Genomic DNA, 18,474 nt, shown 5'->3' on the forward strand with positions numbered 1-18,474 from the left:
TTGTTTACTTCAGGTGGAGAGTTATACTGCACCGATGCCCGATCATTAATCAAGCTGCATATCGACAGCCTTCACCCACTGACGGGCCCCTACAACATCAACCTCAGAGGTACCTTGTGAAAGAGAAAATTCATCGTATCGCCGTGATTCCCGGCGACGGCATTGGTAAGGAAGTAATGCCAGAAGGTATTCGCGTGATGAATGCCGCAGCAGAAAAATTTAATATTCCGCTGCAGTGGACGTGGTTCGATTATGCCAGCGCAGAATACTGGCAACAGCATGGCAAAATGCTGCCTGATGACTGGTTTGCTGAGCTGAAAACCTTTGATGCGATCTATTTTGGCGCGGTCGGCTGGCCCGATATCGTGCCGGATCACGTTTCTCTGTGGGGGTCGTTACTGCAGTTCCGTCGTGAGTTCGATCAGTACGTTAACCTGCGTCCGGTCCGCCTGATGCCCGGCGTGAAAGCGCCGTTAGCCAACCGGCATCCCGGTGATATCGACTTTTACGTCGTGCGCGAAAACACGGAAGGTGAGTACTCCAGCGTCGGCGGCACGATGTTCCCCGGCACAGAACGAGAAGTGGTCATTCAGGAAACCGTGATGACCCGGGTGGGCGTTGACCGCATCCTGAAGTTTGCCTTTGACCTGGCGCAGCGTCGGCCTAAAAAACACCTGACCTCTGCCACCAAATCAAACGGCATCGCCATCACCATGCCTTACTGGGACAACCGCGTTCAGGCAATGCAGGCGCATTATCCTGACGTTAAGGTCGACAAGTATCATATTGATATTCTGACCGCGAATTTTGTTCTGCATCCCGACTGGTTTGATGTCGTGGTGGCCAGCAATCTGTTCGGCGATATTTTGTCAGATCTGGGCCCTGCCTGTACCGGCACCATCGGCATCGCGCCGTCCGCCAATATTAACCCGGAAGGCAACTTCCCCAGCCTGTTTGAACCAGTACACGGTTCCGCGCCCGATATCGCCGGTAAAAACATCGCGAACCCGATTGGTCAGATTTGGTGTGGTGCGATGATGCTGGAGCATCTGGGCTACAAGGCGGCAGGAGATGCCGTGCTGGATGCCATCGAACGCACGCTGGCCGCAGGCGAGCACTTAACCCGCGACCTGGGCGGCAGCGCCAATACACAGCAACTGGGCGACGCTATCGCAGCGGCGCTGTAAGTTACTCTGCCAGCAGCACCACGCTGTCCGGATGCCAGCCTGGCGGCAGTGGCTCAGGCCGCTGAATCGCCAGGTGGTGCAGGTGCAAATGTTCAACGCCGCGCGCGAACAGGCCCGGCAGCCCGCCCGGATAGCGCTCCACGCCGTACGCCTCGCCCGTGGCCACATCGACCCGGTACGCGTTGTCCAGCCCCATCCCGGTCGGTGAGTCCGGATTACAGGGCGGGCGAACATCGAACTGACCCTGTACGCCCTGCGCGACTGTCTGACGCAGTTGTAGCTGGCTGATGACGATGTCGCGGATCCAACCCGGCTGCGCCGCATGCAGGTTGATCGCTCCTTCTGCCACACCGCTGAGATGGCTGAACTGAACCTGTTCAACGATCCCCGGTAGCACCTGCGGATCGCGCGTGCGCACAGAAATAAACAGGGGATCGGCTTTGCCCCAGTGGCAGGCGGCAACATGGTGACAGTGAAAGGTGATGTGACTGAACAGGACGCGCCGTATCGCACCGCCGTCCCGCGAGACGATGCCAATGCCGCGGTTGGAATCAAATATGCTGCAGCCGGTCACGGTAATATCTTCGACGTCATCCCAGGTTTCCGTGCCGATTTTAATCGCGCAGCTGTCGCTGCGCAGCAGGCAGTTGCTGATCGCGATGCGCCGGGCCGGACGGCGCAGACTGCCAGGCTTAAAGGTTGTTTTAATGCAAATCGCATCGTCAGCGGCGCTGAAGTAGCTGTTGCTAATCAACACGGCCTCGCAGCTGTCGATATCCAGCGCGTCCGTGTTGGGCAGCGTCATGGCGTTATCAATGGTCAGATGGTCAATGTGTACATGGCGGCAGCTGACAAGGTGCACCGTCCACATTGGGGCCTGAAACAGGGTAAAGTCCTTGAGCGTTACCTGCTCGCAGTCCTCAAAGACGATCATGCGCGGTCTGTCTGCCCTGGGCATGCGATAGCCCTGTTCGTCGGCCTCTGCCGCAAACCAGGCTTCGGCGTCGCCTTCTATACGGCCTTTGCCACTGATCGTCAGATTGCGCTGCCCCAACGCATACAGCAGGACGTTATGCGATTTCTCAGCACTGCTCAGCGTCTTCCATTGCTGATAATCTGCCAGGTGCCGGCTGGCAATCAGCACCGCCCCGGCGGCCAGATGCAGCTCAAAATTGGAAGGCAGATTCAGGCTGCCACTGCGATAACGCCCCGGTGGCAACGTCAGCCGACCGCCGCCCGCTGCAGCAATCTGATCGATCGCGCGTTGCAGTGCCTGCGTGTCCGGCGTTTCACCGTCCGCTGCCGGATGAAAATCAGCAAGAGAAAGATCCATTTTTCGGCCTCCGTCGTGAAGTGTGACCTGGTGGGGTTATTTCACCGCGCCTTCGGTCACGCCACTGATGAATTTGCGCTGGAAGAACAGGAACACCAGAATGAGCGGCATAATGACGATCATCGCCCCTGCCATCAGTACCGGGATATCGATGGTGTTTTTATTCTGAAAAAACATCATGCCAATCGGCAGGGTACGCAGTTCGTCTTTATTCACCAGAATTAACGGGATAAGAAATTCGTTCCACGTCCAGATAAATAGCAGCAAGGCCAGCGTGGAGATCGTCGGCCAGATAGCCGGGACTAAAATGCCCCACAGGATTTTGACGCGCGACGCACCATCCATTACGGCCGCTTCAACCAGCTCTTTCGGAACCTGCTGGAAGGCGCTGGCAATCATCAGCGTCGTAAAGGGCAACGAGAGCGCAATCTGCGGCAGGATCAGGGCCAGAGTGGTATTGGTTAATCCCATCCAGTGCAGTTCGTGATACAGCGGAATGATAAAGGCTTCACTTGGTAATACCATGCCCAGCGCCAGCATCGCCGCCACCAGCTTTTTACCGGGGATTTTCAGCATGGCAAAGCCAAATCCGGCCAGAATACCCAGCAAAATGCTGCACAGCACCACCGGGATCACGACCAGCACGGAGTTCATAAAGTAAACGTTAAAATGCCCCTGTTGCCAGGCGGTCACGTAATTTTTGATATTCAGGGACGCGGGCAGCGTAAACACGCCCTGAAACAGCTCCATCTGAGTCTTAAATGAGGTCATAAACGCCATCAGAAACGGCATGATGGTCAGCAACGCCACGACCCAGATGAGCGCACGAGAAATAACCGGAGTGCTTTTCATCAGTAACGCTCCTTCAGGGCCAGATGAATCAGGTAGTTAATCCCTAGCACAATCACCATGCTGAATACGGCAACCGATGAGGCATAGCCGAAGTAGTGCAGATCAAAACCCTGCTTATACATAAAGATATTGGTGACCATCGTGGAAGTGCCCGGTCCGCCCTGGGTCATCACATAAACCAGATCAAAGGCTTTTAAGCTGGCAATCACCGTCAGGAGCAGCGCGATACGCAACTCCGGGCGCAGACCCGGCAGCGTGATGCGTATAAACTTACGCCGCCGCGACGAGCCATCCAGATCGGCCGCTTCCAGCAGGGACGGGTCCATACGCTGCAGGCCCGCCATAAACAGCACCAGACAGAAGCCAAAGAAGTACCAGGTGGCCACCATGCCCACGGCAGGCAGTGCCCAGGTAAAATCCCCCAGCCACGACATTGCCAGCTGCGGTAAACCGACAGCTCGCAGGAACTGATCGATCGGGCCAAATGCCGGGTTATAAAGCCAGCGCCAGACCACGCCCAGCACCGCCATCGGCATGATATAGGGCAGGAAGAACAGAATCCGCAGCACGCTGCGCTCGGTATTGTTGCGGGTTTCATACAAAAAGCTGCACAGCAGGAGTCCGACGCTGATCGGCAGCAGCGTATAAAACAGCATCAGGATGGCGTTGTTGCCCAGCGCAATCCAGAACACCGGATCGCTGAACATGCGCAGGTAGTTAGCGACGCCGGCGAAAACCGGCATGGATATGCCATCCCATTCGGTAAAACTGATTCCCAGTGACGCCAGCAGCGGCAATAACAGAAACAGTCCATAAACCAGCACGGCTGGAAGAAGATAGAGAAAATTGCGCCAACTGCTTTGATTCAACATAACCGTACTCGTCGTAGTGAGATCGACATTCAGGCCCGGCAGATATGCTGCCGGGCACCCGGCTTAGTGTTTCAGGGTTTTTATATAACGCTGATAGTTGTTATCGAAGTTAGTGACCATCTGATTCGCCGTGAGTCGTCCCGCCAGCAGCAGCTGTACGTTTTGATTGAGTTCGGCGTTCATCGTCGGGGTGGCCCAGTCCACATAGTGACCCAGTCCGTCATAGGCATTGAGCGTCAGCCAGACCTGATAGGCCTCGCCTAAGAGCGGATTGTCGGCCGGGATTTTTGCGTCTTTACTGGTGCTGGCGGGCAGGAAGCCCACACTCAGCCAGCGGTTTGCCATGCTGTCTGACACCATATAGTTGATAAATTTGGCTGAGGCATCCTGCTGCGCTTTGGTTTTTGCCATGCTGGTCATCGAGAAGGCCAGGTCAGTCCCGCCGACCATCAACGGCTGCTTCACACCCTCACCCGCCGGCATCGCGGCAAAGTGAATATCTTTATTGTCTTTAAACTGGCCCAGATACCAGGTGCCGCTGACCAGAAAAGCCGCCTGACCGTTCTGGAACAGCGTGGCGGCATCATCGTGGCCAATGCCCTGATAGCCAGGGAACAGGTAACCTTTATCGGCCCAGCCTTTCATCATCGTGGCGGCCTTAATCAGCTTTTCATCTTTGAACGTGCCGCCCACGTCATAAATCAGGTCATCCAGCGCTTTACGATCGTGACTTTCAATCTGCGCTTCCCACAAGGTGCTGAGCAGTTGCTGACCCATATTGCCGTCCAGCAGACCTAACATCATTGGCGGCGTGCCCTGCTGCTTCAGTTTTGCCATGGCGGCTTCCAGCTCGCTCAGGGTTTTCGGCACCGCAATACCGGCTTTATCCAGTAGCGCTTTGTTGTAATACAGGCCGACCATTTCACCGAGGCTGGCAACACCGTACAGCTTACCGCTGCCAAACTGACCACTGTCAGACCAGCGGTTACGCTTCAGAATGGAGTCCGGGAAGCGTTTGGTCCAGCCGTACTCGGCCGCATAGCTGTCCAGCGGCAGCAGCAGTTTGTCTTTTACCAGCGATCCCATATCGCCGCCGCCCTGGTTCACCTGTGCGATCTGCGGCCCTTCGCCTGCGGTTAACGCCAGCTTCAGGGGAATTCGGGTATCTTCGAAAGAGTGCACGGAGCGATTAATGACGATGCCGGGGTTTTGTTGAGTGAATTCTTTAATGCCTTCATCGACTGCCGCCGTTTGCTGAGGATACGTATAGATATCCCACTCATTCAGCGTGACTTTGCTGTCGGCATGCGCAACGCTGCCCATCAGCAAGCCCGCCGCCAGGAGGCCACGAACCGACGTGCGAAAACGGAACGAACGAACTGAGGAATCAGACATCATGCTCACTTTCTCCAATAGAGGACGGGCATCCTTTCTTCACACGGTCTGCACTCCCGCAGACTGAAGCCGCATAACTCACCTTCTCATCCATAGTTACTTTAATAAAAAAATAAAGTCAAACACCGGGCTGGCGGAATTGCCAGGTTGTGAGCCTGCGCAAAAAATCAACCTGGCAGCCCGCTTATCCGAATAAGCGCGGGGTGATAAAAAGAAATGCAGCGTAATATTCATGCTGATCTTTTCCGCAGCAGCACAATAATCCACCGCCAAAATGACGTAATAACCTGCTGATAAAAAATATGAAAATCCTATGACGCTCACATTTTTAACTTTTAATTTAAACGGGTAATCCGCGCAGGCCTTGCGGTAGCACGCCACAAGGGCGCACGGAGACTGGTCTGGTCAGGCAGAGCGCGGACATAACGGGAAGCCCACTGACAGCACGGTAATTATTCCATCTTGAAAACTAAGTCAGCTTTCATTAACGTGAGATTGTTCAATGACTGACCTGTGAGAAATGACGATGGTGAATCAAGGTGTCATTCGTCCGGCGACCGCGTCGGATTATCCCGCGCTCTACCGTATTTGTCTGGAAACGGCCAATGCTGGAAAAGATGCCAGTCACTGCTATTCCGACCCTGAGTATCCCGGGCAGCGCTTTGCCGTGCCCTATGCACGCTTTGCCCCGGATTTTGCCTTTGTGCTGGAGGTTGACGGTGAGGTGATGGGATATGTCGTTGCCACACCGGATACCGTCGCCTTTGAAGCGCAGCTTGCACGCGACTGGTGGCCCCGGCTGCAGGAGAAATACCGCGATCGCACACCTGTCGCCCCTTACGACAGCAAAATCCTTGACAGTATCCGTCAGCCTGAGCCTGCCGCACAGGCGCTGGTGACGCAGTGGCCTGCCCATCTGCATATCAATCTTCTGCCGCCCGTTCAGGCGGGCGGCTGGGGACGCAGGATGATCGAACATGAACTGGCAGCCCTGCGCAACGCGGATGTGCGCGGTGTCCATCTGGGCGTCAGCCTGCAAAATGAGCAGGTTTGCGCGTTTTATCAACGCCTGGGATTCAGCCATATCCTGCGCAGCAACGCCATCTATATGGGCCAGTTACTTTGATCAGGGGAAGCTTATGACCAGCCTGCGCTTACAGAACGTTAAGAAGTCCTATGACAACATCGGGGTGATTCACGGGGTCGATCTCACCATAAACAGCGGCGAGTTTGTTGTGTTTGTCGGGCCTTCCGGCTGTGGCAAATCCACCCTGCTACGCATGATCGCCGGACTGGAAGAGATTACGGACGGAAAGCTGCTCATCGACGACAAAGACATGACCCGCCAGCCTGCCACCGAACGCGGCATTGCCATGGTCTTTCAGTCTTACGCGCTCTATCCCAATATGACCGTGCGCGGCAATCTGGCGTATCCTTTAGAGGTCATGAAGAAATCAAAAGCGGAGATTGCCCAGGCCATTGAACAGACCGCCGCGCGCTTACACCTGACAGAACTGTTAGACCGCCTGCCGCGCGCACTGTCCGGTGGTCAGCGCCAGCGCGTCGCCATTGGCCGGGCCATCATTCGTCATCCCCGCATTTTCCTGTTTGATGAGCCGCTGTCCAACCTGGATGCCGAACTGCGTCTGCAGATGCGCATTGAAATCGCCCGTCTGCATGCCTCACTGGGCAATACCATGATCTATGTTACTCACGATCAGTCTGAGGCAATGACGCTGGCCGATCGCATCGTCGTGCTGCGTAAAGGCAAGATTGAGCAGGTGGGCGCGCCGCTGAGCCTGTACAGCGATCCCGACAACCTGTTTGTGGCCGGATTTATTGGCTCACCGAAGATGAATTTCCTGCGGGCTGAGATTACGGCGACGCGTCAGGGCGAAGTGCAGTTAACCGTCCCTGATCTGGCCATCACGCAGCTGGTACTGAAGATTGAGGCACCCTGCCATGAAGGTCAGCGCGTAACGCTGGGCATTCGCCCTGAACATATTCAGCCCGCTGCCGCCACACCATCTGCACAGCAATTTAGCGGAACGCTGTCCTTTGCCGAAATGCTGGGCCATACCAGCTACCTTTATCTGGATGTGGGCATTGAACAGATGCTGGTGGTAGAAGAACGTGAGGCTCAGCCACGTGAGTTGGGGACGGCGGTCAGGCTGGGACTGTCAACCGATCACTGCCTGCTGTTTGATGAGCAGGGGCAGCGTCTGCGCTAAACCGAATGGCGCCCCGGCGCCGTCAGATGACTTTTCCAGCTTCACCAGTGCAGGCCGCATCATCATACCAGCGGCCTGCGCGCCCCTCGTCAGGTCACCGGTTCTTCGTCTGCCTGTGCAGCCAGCAGGTCGAGCAGCATGTTCACGGCGAAACCCGCCGCGCCCAGGGCCCACATCCGGTTGGATTCGGTGAGAAACTGCAGCGGTGTCATATGAGGCGTAAGCTTCAGACGATAGGCCTGAAAGCTTTGGGTGATATGGTCTAAAAGAATACGCGAGGCCATATGCGGCTCCATAGCCAGATAAACGATATCCGGATCGTAGGCGACCGACAGGTTTGCCAGTGAAATTCCCAGCTCACGACCGGCCTCTTCCAGCGCCGCCAGCACATCGGCCGTCGGACGCTGATCAAGCGCCTGCAGCGTTAACGGACCGCCCTCCTCATCCTGCGCCACACGTTGCAGAATGGCGCGGGACGAGGCCACATCCTCCAGCAGGCGCATCGAGCCATCACCGACCAGGCCATTGCCAATTTCGCCCGCTTTGCCGTGCCGTCCACGGTACAGTCGCCGGTTGAGAATGATGCCCGCACCGATGCCTTTGCCGTACGTGGCGATAACGGCAGACTGTGCATGACCCAGTTGCCCAAAGACCATCGTTGCCATCGCCATCGCGTTGGCATCGTTTTCGATAAAGACCGGCAGAGAAAAGCGCGTTTCCAGTAGCTGCGCAATAGGGACATTTTCCCAGTCGAGAACTTTAGACCGAATGCAGTAGCCGTTTTCGGCATCGACTAAACCGGACAGGGCCAGGCCAATCGCACCGACGTGTTTTTCTTCAACACCGCGTAAAAACCTGGCCAGTGCGTCGCCTAACTGACGCGGCGTGATCGCGCCCGCAGGCATCTGCTGTTCCCCCAGCAAATTGCCGCTGAGATCCGTCATGACGATCAGGTTACGTTCGGCATTCAGCTGGATTCCGATGACGCTGGCGCGATCGGGATTCAGCCCCAGCAGCGTTTTAGGCCGCCCCATTGAGACCCGCCGCAGGCCAAGCTCCTGCACAATGCCCTGGGCGAGCAGGCGGTTGGTCGCCTGAGACACGGTCGACATACTGAGTCCACTGCGAACCTTCAGGTCAGACTGACTGATGGGCGCATGTTCCACAATCAGTCGCAGAATGCGCGCGGTGACGTTGGGAGCGATCATAAAGTCCTCAGATTTGATCGTGCCATCATTAATGCGCCGTCCAGCGCATCGTATTGCGCAGCGACCAGGCGAGCCTGCACATCGCTTGCCAGCCAGGGCAAAATCGGGGTTGCCAGCCCGCCCATTAACGCAACCTGCCCCTGACTGATGGCGGAAAGACGATTCACCATCAAACCAATATCGTGAGCGGTTTGCCGCAGCAAGACGGTCGCATGAGAATCGTCTGCATGTGCCGCGGCGAAAACCTCGGGCACCACGCGCGCCCAGTCGGCCGGCATGGCATCGCGCGTCCACAGCAGCATGGATTCCGGGCTGTGATCAAAAAGCGCCATCAGGCTGTGCGTCAATGCGGTACGTTCAACAATGGCTTCATGCGCCAGCAGCGCCAGTCGCAGTGCCCGTCGACCAAGCTCAGCGCCCGATCCCTGGTCGGAAAGCGCAAATCCCCAGCCGCCCAGCAGCGTAAAGCGTTCGCCATCCCATGCCGCGCCCTGGCTCCCGGTGCCGGTAATAAAGACCGCGCCCGGTGCCGCCGCATGCGCACCGGCGCAGGCGATTTCCACATCACTGACGACCTGCAGGGCCGCGCAGTCGGGCTGCCATTGTGCCAGACGTGCCTGAACGGAGGCCACATTGGCCCCCGCTAAACCGGCTACCAGCGACGTGTGAGACAGCGCCTCGGGGGCCAGACCGGCCTGAGACAGCACCGCCGCGATTAACTGTTCAACGCTGTTCAGTGCGGCATCGAACTGGGACCAGACGTTAGCGGGACCGCCCACAGCCTGGGCCAGGAGCGTGCCCTCGCTGTCGGTTAACCGTGCGCGACACTGGGTGCCGCCGCCATCAATACCAAGGAGATAGTGTGATTGCACGCGCTTCCTCCCGCCTTAACTCATCTCGATTCTGTAATCTGCGAACGATAGGTGAAAAAAACTTAAATCGCAATAACAAATAAATATAGGGAAAAAACAATAACTATTTTTTATTTAAAATCAGTTAAATAACAAAAAATACGTACGCAAATCACACAACCCGTTATTGACATTACTTTTTCCATCGTAATAAGTTGGTGGTCAGCATCTCAACCATAACGTCCGGTCAGCGGCGTGATTACCGTTGTCAGAACTCAGGATCAGGGGTTTCCCATGAAAGTAGGCATTATTGGTCTCGGCTTTCGTCTTTCTCACGTGGTTAAAGAGTTTCACAAAGCCGATCCCGCATTTTCGCTGGTAGGCTATTGCGATCCCGCACCTGCCGGGCTGCCGAATCTGCACAGTTTTGGTATCGATCCCGGCAAGGCGTTTGACTCCATTGACGCGCTGCTGCAGCACGGCGGCTTTGATTTGTTGCTGGTGGGCTCGCCAAACTTTATGCATCTTGAGCATGTCACGCAGGCGCTGGCAGCAGGTTATACCGTATTTACGGAAAAGCCTGTCGTGATCAATGAAGAACAGACGATGGCGATGGCAAGACTGGTGCGCCAGTACGGTGAAGACCGAATCCTGGTTGGGCTGGTGCTGCGTTATTCACCGCTGTACCACGATCTGTTGGCCGCACGGGACGATCGTCGACTGGGTGAAATTACCTCAATTGAAGCCACTGAGCATATCAAGCCTTACCATGGCGCGTTCTTTCAGCGCGACTGGCGCAGGCTGGAAAAATATGCCGGCCCCTATATTCTGGAAAAATGCTGTCACGACATCGATCTCTATCAGGGATTAATGCAGGAACGTCCTGTGCGGGTTGCCAGCTTTGGTGGACGCAAATCCTTTACACCGCAACATGCGCCGCAGGGCGCAGTGAATGCGCAGTCTGAGATTTACCATACTAAACCGAGTGGCTGGGCGAGTACCGACGCGGTCTTTGACAGCGATGCGGACATCGTCGATTACCAGACGGCCCTGATTGAATATGCCAGTGGCGCGACGCTCGCCTTTCACGCCAACCTGAATGTCCCGGACGAGTTCCGTCGCTTCTGCGTGATCGGGACTGACGGCATGGCCGAGGGCGATTTTGTCCGTAACTATTTCCGCGTGCACAACGCACGTACCGGCGAAAAAGAGGTTGAAACCATCTATAACGGTAATGCCTACGATGGCCACTACGGGGCCGATGCCTTGATGGCTGAAGAGATCGTGAAACATATTAAGCAGGGCACGCCGCTTAAAGTTTCTGTGATCGATGCACTGGAAGCGGGCCTGACAGCCATTAAGATTGACGAAGCGCGCAAAACCCGCAGCGTCATCGATCTGACCGAAAGCTGGAAAAATTTTGACGCCAACCTGGGAAAAACGGGAACGCCTTAGTTCCCTCCTGATCTTTTCTCCCCCGAGAGCATCAGGTTGATCGCTAGCATCACTGACTGGTACCTCACTCAAACCGGCCCTCTGGGCCGGTTTTTTTTAGGGCAAAGGGAAACGTACCGTTTCTTACCAGCCTGCCCGCCGATACGAAAGGTTGCTGACAGCCTGTGCGTGAACGACGCTCCGCACCTGCGACGCCTTTATCAGGTTCACGCTGAGGCGCGCCAGTGTGGCTGCCTGCTTACAGGAGCCACATTCAGAGTGGCTCCTGTCAGGCCATTCGGCGCTGCACGCGCCTTGCGGCGTCAGGGACCAGTCAGCCACAGCCCGGTTTCTTCGGGCGTTGAGGACAATGCCTGTACCCGCCCTGTCCGGCGTGCCATACCGTTTCGTACGCCCCTCAATTCGTCCCGCTATTTAGCAATCTGGTCGCGTTTTCTGTCACGATTATCACAATCATAATTACGTGCGAACGATAAAAAAAAACCGATAACTCTGCTGCTAACTTTAGCCAGGAGAAAATAAAGCCATAACAGAAGCGGTAAGTCAGGCAAAAACACGACAGTTTATTCTGTGAATCTTAACTGCGGACTTTCCCGATTTCGTAAAGTTATCGCGTGTTGCTAAATTAACATGCGTGCAGTAATCACGTCTGGAAAAACCATTCAACGTTATAATTAGATGTCATATAAAGTTAAATGAATGCCTAATAAGAAGAGTGAGATAATGTGTTTGCCAACAGAATAGCGTATATTCATTGCCGTACTTCACTTTGTTAATGAAAAAATATAACGCACAGCAAACATAAAAAACGTTTCGAAGAGATAATGAAAAATAGCTTATATAACCCTTATATTACTGAGCCTATTCATCACGTCACGAGCCAGGTGGCCGGTATTTGCTATCATCTTCCCAATGCGGACTTTGCACGTCCTGAGAAAATGATACTTAATGACGACAACATTATTTCATTACACAATCACCTTGCAACTGAAGCAGCATTAATGATTATTCCGCTGTGCGATCGCCAGTTAAAGGAATGGATGAATCAGCCTGCGCGTTATTTACCTTTGCAGGATTCACGGGTGCGTATTGGTATTAATTATCACAGTCTTTTGCTTTACCGGGAAAGATTACTGGAATTAATTAACACCTATGCTTTCTGGCTTTTTGATTTCGCACCGCCTGGCGCAGAGTGGCATTTAGTCGAATCTTTTCCCTTTTCCGCAATTGTCCTGAGTGAAACCTTCTTTAATGACAACTATCGGAAATTTAGTTTTCCTTTCTTAATTGAATCGTTAAGGGAAAAAGGCGCCGAGATATTCGTCCGCGGTTATGATCCAACGTTAAGCGCAGAACAACTCGCAGCCGTGAACATCAGCGGCTGGCAATTACAGCGTTTATCGGGCGATCTCATTCCTTTTACGCTTTAACCTTTCCTGCGTTCGATTAGTAATGGATCATATCGAGATGAACCATTAACCCCTTCTAAAGTGTTGCCTTAGGTGCGTTGTTAAGAGTTTTAAGCCAAAAAAATCAAAACTCATACCAATTTTGCTATAACATTTAACACATCTGGATCATCGAGCTTAACGGAAGAGCCTAATTAAGAATGCCTTTAACTTTTGTACTTTATGACTGAAAACAATCTATCTGATTGTTTTCTTGTGTTTTATGGCAACGAAACGAGGTCAACATTATGGGGAAAAACTCCTCATCCTTTAGCGTGGTCCGTTTTTTAACGGTGCTGTTCGCCGTGCTAACGGGTGCGTTCATGTTAATTGGTGGTATCTGGTTAGCCACGATTGGTGGTTCCTGGTACTACATCATTGGTGGTGCAGCTATGCTGCTTACCGCTTTTCTGCTCTGGCGTCGAAACAGTGCTGCGCTGCTGGTCTATGCATTACTGCTGCTGGCGACCCTGGCATGGGGCGTTTGGGAAGTCGGTACTGACTTCTGGGCGCTGGCACCTCGCACCGATGTCCTGGTCATTTTTGGCGTCTGGCTGGTGTTGCCTTTTGTTTACCGGGTCTTTTATCGTCCAGGCAAAGGCCCATTGAGTGCGATGGCGGTTGCCCTGGTGGCCAGTGCAGTCGTATTAGCCTATGCCGTCTTTAACGATCCGCAGGTTGTTAACGGCGCCGTGCCTGCCACAGCAGATACGGCGACGCAGGCTCAGCCGTTGAGCAATGTTGCCGATGCTGACTGGCCAGCTTATGCGCGCGATCAGCAAGGTACACGCTATTCACCGCTGAAGCAGATCAATCACGATAACGTGAAAGAGCTGCAGGTTGCCTGGCAGTTCCAGACCGGCGATATGAAAAAGCCGAGCGATCCCGGTGAAATCACCGATGAAGTGACGCCGATTAAAATCCGCGACACGCTGTATCTCTGCTCACCTCACCAGATTTTGTTCGCCCTGGATGCGGCAACGGGTAAGCAGAAATGGAAATTTGATCCCGGTTTGAAAACTGACCCAACCTTCCAGCATGTTACCTGCCGTGGTGTGTCCTACCACGAGTTCCCGGCAGCTAAAGATGCCGCGAATACGCAGCCTGCGCTGTGCTCGCGTCGTATCTACCTGCCTGTGAACGATGGTCGCCTGTTTGCACTGGATGCGGAAACCGGTGAACGTTGCCCGGCCTTTGGTAATAACGGTGAGCTGGATCTTCAGCACAAACAGCCGGTCACTACGCCTGGCATGTATGAGCCGACCTCTCCGCCAGTGATTACCGACACCACCATCGTGATGGCGGGTGCGGTGACCGATAACTTCTCAACCCGTGAGCCATCCGGCGTTATCCGTGGTTTTGACGTTAATACCGGCAAACTGCTGTGGGTATTTGATCCGGGTGCGAAAGATCCCAACGCGATTCCGGCGGATGAACACACGTTCACCATGAACTCGCCGAACTCCTGGGCACCTGCGGTCTACGATCCGAAACTGGATATCGTTTATCTGCCTATGGGCGTGACAACGCCTGATATCTGGGGCGGTAACCGCACCCCAGAGCAGGAGCGTTATGCGAGCAGCATCCTGGCCCTGAATGCCACCACCGGTAAGCTGGTGTGGTCTTATCAGACCGTGCATCACGATCTGTGGGACATGGATCTGCCGTCGCAGCCGACGCTGGCCGATATTACCGATAAAGACGGTAACACCGTGCCGGTGATTTATGCGCCAGCGAAAACCGGGAACATTTTCGTCCTGGACCGCCGTACCGGTAAAACCGTTGTACCGGCCCCCGAAACCCCGGTTCCGCAGGGTGCCGCAAAAGGCGACCACGTCTCTCCGACTCAGCCTTACTCTGAACTGACCTTCCGTCCAAAACAGAATCTGACGGACAAGGACATGTGGGGCGCCACGATGTACGACCAACTGGTGTGCCGCGTGATCTTCAAACGCCTGCGCTATGAAGGTCCGTTCACCCCGCCTTCTGAGCAAGGTACGCTGGTGTTCCCGGGTAACCTGGGCATGTTTGAGTGGGGCGGGATTTCGGTCGATCCGCATCGTCAGATTGCGATTGCCAACCCAATGGCACTGCCGTTTGTGTCCAAGCTGATTCCGCGCGGACCGGGTAACCCGGAAGAGCCACCAGCCGGCGCAACAGGCGGTTCCGGTACCGAAACCGGTATTCAGCCGCAGTACGGCGTGCCGTATGGCGTGGAACTGAATCCGTTCCTGTCACCGTTTGGTCTGCCCTGTAAACAGCCTGCATGGGGTTATGTATCGGCGGTTGACCTGAAAACCAATAAGGTCGTCTGGAAGCAACGTATTGGTACCGTTCGTGACAGTGCGCCAGTGCCGCTGCCATTCAAAATGGGTATGCCAATGCTGGGTGGCCCGGTCGCCACAGCCGGTAAAGTGTTCTTTATTGGCGCAACGGCCGATAACTACCTGCGTGCTTACAGCACCGATACCGGTGAGCTGCTGTGGCAGGCGCGTCTGCCAGCAGGCGGTCAGGCGACACCAATGACTTATGAAGTTAACGGTAAGCAGTACGTCGTGATTGCTGCCGGTGGCCATGGTTCATTTGGTACCAAACTGGGCGATTATGTCATTGCCTATGCACTGCCGGACCAGAAATAACCTGAACCTGTAAAAACAAGGCGGACTCCGGTCCGCCTTTTTTATGCCGACCTTCCGCCCTTTCTGCCCTGCCGCCAGTTTAGCCAGGCGCACACGCCCACCACGAGGCTGGTCGCCAGAAAGACGGGCCGCATGCCCCATGCGCCGCCAATAAACCCGCCGAACACCGGCCCCGTTACCTGTCCGATATACTGCGCCGAGGTGGAATAGCCCAGCATCCGCCCCACCTGCGTGGCCGGAACAGTGTGACGAATAATGGCGGTAATACAGGGCAATAATCCGCCCAGCGCCAGCCCCATCAAAAAGCGCAGAGGCAGAAGTTGCCAGGCGTCGGTAATAAACGCCTGCGGAATGAGTAACAGCGCACAGCTCAGCAATCCGCCACTCAGTACGCGCCAGTGGCCGATACGGTCGGCCAGCCTGCCGGCATAAGGCGCGGAAAGAATGCTGCCCAGCGCGGCTGCCGCCATGACCACACCCGACATCAGCGTTATGGCATGCTGCTCATGTAAAAACTGGCCGATATACAGGGTAATGATCGGCTCAATCGACATGTTGGCAAAAATCAGCAGCATGCCTGAGAGCCACATCAGCCTGACGTTAACAAGCTTGTGCGGCGACGGGTCGTCAACCGGCTGAGACAGCTCCTGGTCGGTTTTTCGCACCGGCGGCCGCGCTTTCAGTAAAAAGGTCGTCGCCAGAAAGGCCACAAAGATGATCGCCCCCATCAGCCAGAAGGTCGCTCTAATCCCTATCAGCGGCGGCAGGACGCCACCCAGCAGCGGACCAACAATGTTACCGGCCATCATGCCGGATGCCAGCACACCCAGAGCCCATCCGGTGTGCGCTTTGGGCGTTTGTGCCGCAATCAAAATGGTCGAACCGGAGGCATAACCGCCCAGTAATCCCGCCAGTAAACGCAGCGCCACCAGTTGCCAGGCCGCCGTCGCCATGCCCGTCAGCGCCATGGCTACTGCCATACCCAGACTGGCGCGGATGAGCATCAGCTTACGTCCGTAGCGATCGGCCAGTCTCCCCCACAGCGGCGCGGTTAAGGCCGCACTGAAGAAGGTGGCACCATAGGCGATGCCCGACCAGCGCGCAATTGCAGCGGGTGCGTTGACGCCAAGCTGCTGTACATACAACGGCAAAAACGGCAGCAGAAGCGTCATCGCTACCAGTGTGGTAAAGGAGCCGAATACGCAAACCCACAAGTTGCGTTGCCAGTGTTCAGAGTCAGGTGCTTCCGACGCGGTTGCCATGCGATATCCCCCTTATGTTCAGGGATTCAGGCTACCAATGGTCACGAGACAACAACAGTGAGGGCGGGATATTTGTCTGCTGGCATAGTTTGTTGCTGTATTGCAACAATCAGCGACCACTGAGCTGGCTGATAAGCACATCACAGAGCAGATTGACCGCGGAAACCGCCAGACTGTCCTGATGCACCAGCAGGTAACTCTGCAAGCGATCCATCTGCCACTCTGACAGCACCTGCACAATCGTGCCCTGCGCCAGGGCTTCCTGCACCATGTACGAAGGCAAATAGGCAATACCCGTGCCTGCCAGCGCGGCATTCAGCAAAGCCATGCTGTTGTTAGCGCGAAAGCGGCTGCGGACATCCACCGCCAGGCGCTGTTTATCACGGCGAAAAGGCAGCGCAGCCGTATGTGCCGGACCGTGGAACATCAATAAATCATGGCGCGGTAACAGGCGAGGATGCGAGATAGCAGGATGCTGCGCCAGATAAGCCGGGGCGGCATACAGCCCCCAGTGGATATCGTTCAGTACCCGGAAATTGCCCTGACGTGGCGCATGAGCGCGGATGATAACCGCGACATCCACGCCTTCGCCCATCGTCTCGTCGTTGTTATCCGTCAGGCTGAGGTCGACGTTGATGTGCAGATGACCGCGCAGAAAGCGATTGAGGATGGGAACGATGCACTGACAGCCGAAGGTAACGGGAGCCTGCAGGCGCACATGTCCAACGGGATGTTGATGCGTCTCCTGAACAAACGCCTCTGCCCGCTGCATTTCATCCAGCATGCGCACGCAGTAGGGATAGTAAGCCTGGCCTAATTCGGTCAGGGTCATCCTGCGGGTGGTGCGCTGCAGTAAACGGATCCCCAACCGTTGTTCCAGTCCGGCGATCTCCCGACTGATGTGGGATTTTGACACGCCGAGTACGCGCGCGGCTTCTGTGAAGCTTTTTAGTTCAACCACGCGTGCAAACACCATCATGGCGATGAGGTTATCGCTGTTATTCATGGGCTTCCTGCGGACATCGCGGCACGCTGCCGCCGGGTGCAACATGGCAGGCGCGCCATGTATCAGGCGTTAAGCATAAAGGAACGTCAGGAAAGCTGACAACATCACGGCGGAAAGGAGGCAGAACATCGCACGGGCGATGTATGGACATTGCCACAAGCGATCAGGATGGCAATGTCCATACAGAGACTAACTGGCCATGGCGAGAGGAAACAACAAGCGATCCGGTTCAACACGGCGCTGGCGTCGTAACTGGCCGGGCGTCATCATAAAATAGTTTTTAAAGGTGCGCGTGTAGGCCTGTTGCGTATCAAAGCCGTAGTTCATCGCCACCTGCAGGATCGCTTCATTGCTGTTGAGCAGCGTCAGGGCCGATTCGGTCAGGCGGCGCTGGCGGATGTACTCGGCAAGTGAGAAACCGGTGTGCTGGCGAAACAAACGCTGTAAGTGCCAACGGGAATAGCCCGCCCGGCGGGCGACTTCGTCCAGATGCAGATCGTGTCCTAAATTGCTTTCTATCCATTCCAGCAAACTACGAATAAACTCGCGCTGATTCATGGTGTTCTCCTGGTTAAAGCAGATGTGCAGGAACACACTTTAGCGCGCTAAATTTATCCCTTAATTAGCGGAAAATTAGCGCAGAATTAGCAAAGCGCTCCATGCCTGCACCGACGCCAGGTTTTGTCGCCTTCCCGGCCGGAGCGGTAAGAGTGCTGAGGCTGGTAACAGCAATAA

The 18,474-nt window shown here is 55.2% G+C and carries 16 protein-coding genes; 6 read left to right on the top strand and 10 right to left on the bottom strand.

What is annotated here, in order from left to right; genetic code table 11:
• The first annotated feature begins 116 nt into the window (after positions 1–116).
• Positions 117–1,187, top strand: coding sequence for a tartrate dehydrogenase (locus tag C1N59_RS19050; protein WP_394550087.1), 1,071 nt, complete (start codon positions 117–119; stop codon positions 1,185–1,187).
• A 1-nt stretch (position 1,188) separates the two neighbouring features.
• On the opposite strand, the gene C1N59_RS19055 is transcribed toward C1N59_RS19050, so the two are convergent.
• The 5 genes from C1N59_RS19055 to C1N59_RS19075 form a co-directional block, all read right to left on the bottom strand.
• Positions 1,189–2,520, bottom strand: coding sequence for a glycoside hydrolase family 28 protein (locus tag C1N59_RS19055; RefSeq protein WP_394550088.1), 1,332 nt, complete (start codon positions 2,518–2,520; stop codon positions 1,189–1,191).
• Positions 2,521–2,556: 36 nt separating this feature from the next.
• A complete protein-coding gene (locus tag C1N59_RS19060; protein WP_054634647.1) occupies positions 2,557–3,372 on the bottom strand; it encodes a carbohydrate ABC transporter permease in 816 nt (271 codons plus the stop codon).
• On the bottom strand, positions 3,372–4,244 hold the full coding sequence (locus C1N59_RS19065; protein ID WP_054688400.1) for a carbohydrate ABC transporter permease: 873 nt from the start codon (positions 4,242–4,244) through the stop codon (positions 3,372–3,374). The genes C1N59_RS19060 and C1N59_RS19065 overlap by 1 nt, the downstream gene beginning before the upstream one ends.
• A 63-nt stretch (positions 4,245–4,307) precedes the next feature.
• Positions 4,308–5,639, bottom strand: coding sequence for an ABC transporter substrate-binding protein (locus C1N59_RS19070; protein WP_394550924.1), 1,332 nt, complete (start codon positions 5,637–5,639; stop codon positions 4,308–4,310).
• A gap of 96 nt (positions 5,640–5,735) precedes the next feature.
• Entirely contained in the window at positions 5,736–5,963 is a 228-nt protein-coding gene (locus C1N59_RS19075; RefSeq protein WP_394550089.1) for a hypothetical protein, read from the bottom strand.
• A gap of 202 nt (positions 5,964–6,165) precedes the next feature.
• Between C1N59_RS19075 and C1N59_RS19080 the strand changes: the two genes are divergently transcribed.
• The gene (locus tag C1N59_RS19080; RefSeq protein WP_394550090.1) at positions 6,166–6,765 is read left to right on the top strand and encodes a GNAT family N-acetyltransferase; all 600 of its coding nucleotides are present in this window, start codon (positions 6,166–6,168) and stop codon (positions 6,763–6,765) included.
• 13 nt (positions 6,766–6,778) lie between these two features.
• Positions 6,779–7,870 (top strand): ABC transporter ATP-binding protein, encoded by a 1,092-nt coding sequence (locus C1N59_RS19085; RefSeq protein ID WP_033739035.1) that lies wholly within the window; start codon positions 6,779–6,781, stop codon positions 7,868–7,870.
• A gap of 89 nt (positions 7,871–7,959) precedes the next feature.
• On the opposite strand, the gene C1N59_RS19090 is transcribed toward C1N59_RS19085, so the two are convergent.
• Together C1N59_RS19090 and C1N59_RS19095 are read right to left on the bottom strand one after the other, a co-directional pair.
• Positions 7,960–9,078, bottom strand: a complete 1,119-nt coding sequence (locus C1N59_RS19090; protein WP_033739033.1) for an ROK family transcriptional regulator — start codon at positions 9,076–9,078, stop codon at positions 7,960–7,962.
• Positions 9,075–9,950 (bottom strand): BadF/BadG/BcrA/BcrD ATPase family protein, encoded by an 876-nt coding sequence (locus tag C1N59_RS19095; RefSeq protein ID WP_394550091.1) that lies wholly within the window; start codon positions 9,948–9,950, stop codon positions 9,075–9,077. Before C1N59_RS19095 ends, C1N59_RS19090 begins: the two co-directional genes overlap by 4 nt.
• A gap of 273 nt (positions 9,951–10,223) precedes the next feature.
• On the opposite strand from C1N59_RS19095, the gene C1N59_RS19100 reads away from it, so the two are divergent.
• The 3 genes from C1N59_RS19100 to C1N59_RS19110 all read left to right on the top strand — a co-directional run bounded on the left by C1N59_RS19100 (position 10,224) and on the right by C1N59_RS19110 (position 15,471).
• Positions 10,224–11,384 carry a Gfo/Idh/MocA family protein gene (locus C1N59_RS19100; protein ID WP_006121682.1) on the top strand — a complete coding sequence of 387 codons (1,161 nt, stop codon included), beginning with the start codon at positions 10,224–10,226 and terminating at the stop codon, positions 11,382–11,384.
• An 824-nt stretch (positions 11,385–12,208) separates the two neighbouring features.
• Positions 12,209–12,814 (top strand): hypothetical protein, encoded by a 606-nt coding sequence (locus C1N59_RS19105; protein ID WP_033739027.1) that lies wholly within the window; start codon positions 12,209–12,211, stop codon positions 12,812–12,814.
• Positions 12,815–13,080: 266 nt separating this feature from the next.
• Complete coding sequence (locus tag C1N59_RS19110; protein WP_394550092.1) at positions 13,081–15,471, top strand: glucose/quinate/shikimate family membrane-bound PQQ-dependent dehydrogenase; 2,391 nt, start codon at positions 13,081–13,083, stop codon at positions 15,469–15,471.
• Between the two features lie 41 nt (positions 15,472–15,512).
• Here C1N59_RS19110 and C1N59_RS19115 read toward each other — a convergent pair whose 3' ends face one another.
• From C1N59_RS19115 to C1N59_RS19125, 3 genes are all read right to left on the bottom strand, one after another.
• Positions 15,513–16,733, bottom strand: a complete 1,221-nt coding sequence (locus C1N59_RS19115) for an MFS transporter (protein WP_394550093.1) — start codon at positions 16,731–16,733, stop codon at positions 15,513–15,515.
• A 109-nt stretch (positions 16,734–16,842) separates the two neighbouring features.
• Positions 16,843–17,739 (bottom strand): LysR family transcriptional regulator, encoded by an 897-nt coding sequence (locus C1N59_RS19120; RefSeq protein WP_054634654.1) that lies wholly within the window; start codon positions 17,737–17,739, stop codon positions 16,843–16,845.
• A 189-nt stretch (positions 17,740–17,928) separates the two neighbouring features.
• On the bottom strand, positions 17,929–18,297 hold the full coding sequence (locus C1N59_RS19125) for a helix-turn-helix domain-containing protein (protein ID WP_006121688.1): 369 nt from the start codon (positions 18,295–18,297) through the stop codon (positions 17,929–17,931).
• Positions 18,298–18,474 lie beyond the last annotated feature (177 nt).

Source organism: Pantoea sp. SGAir0183, assembly GCF_043545505.1.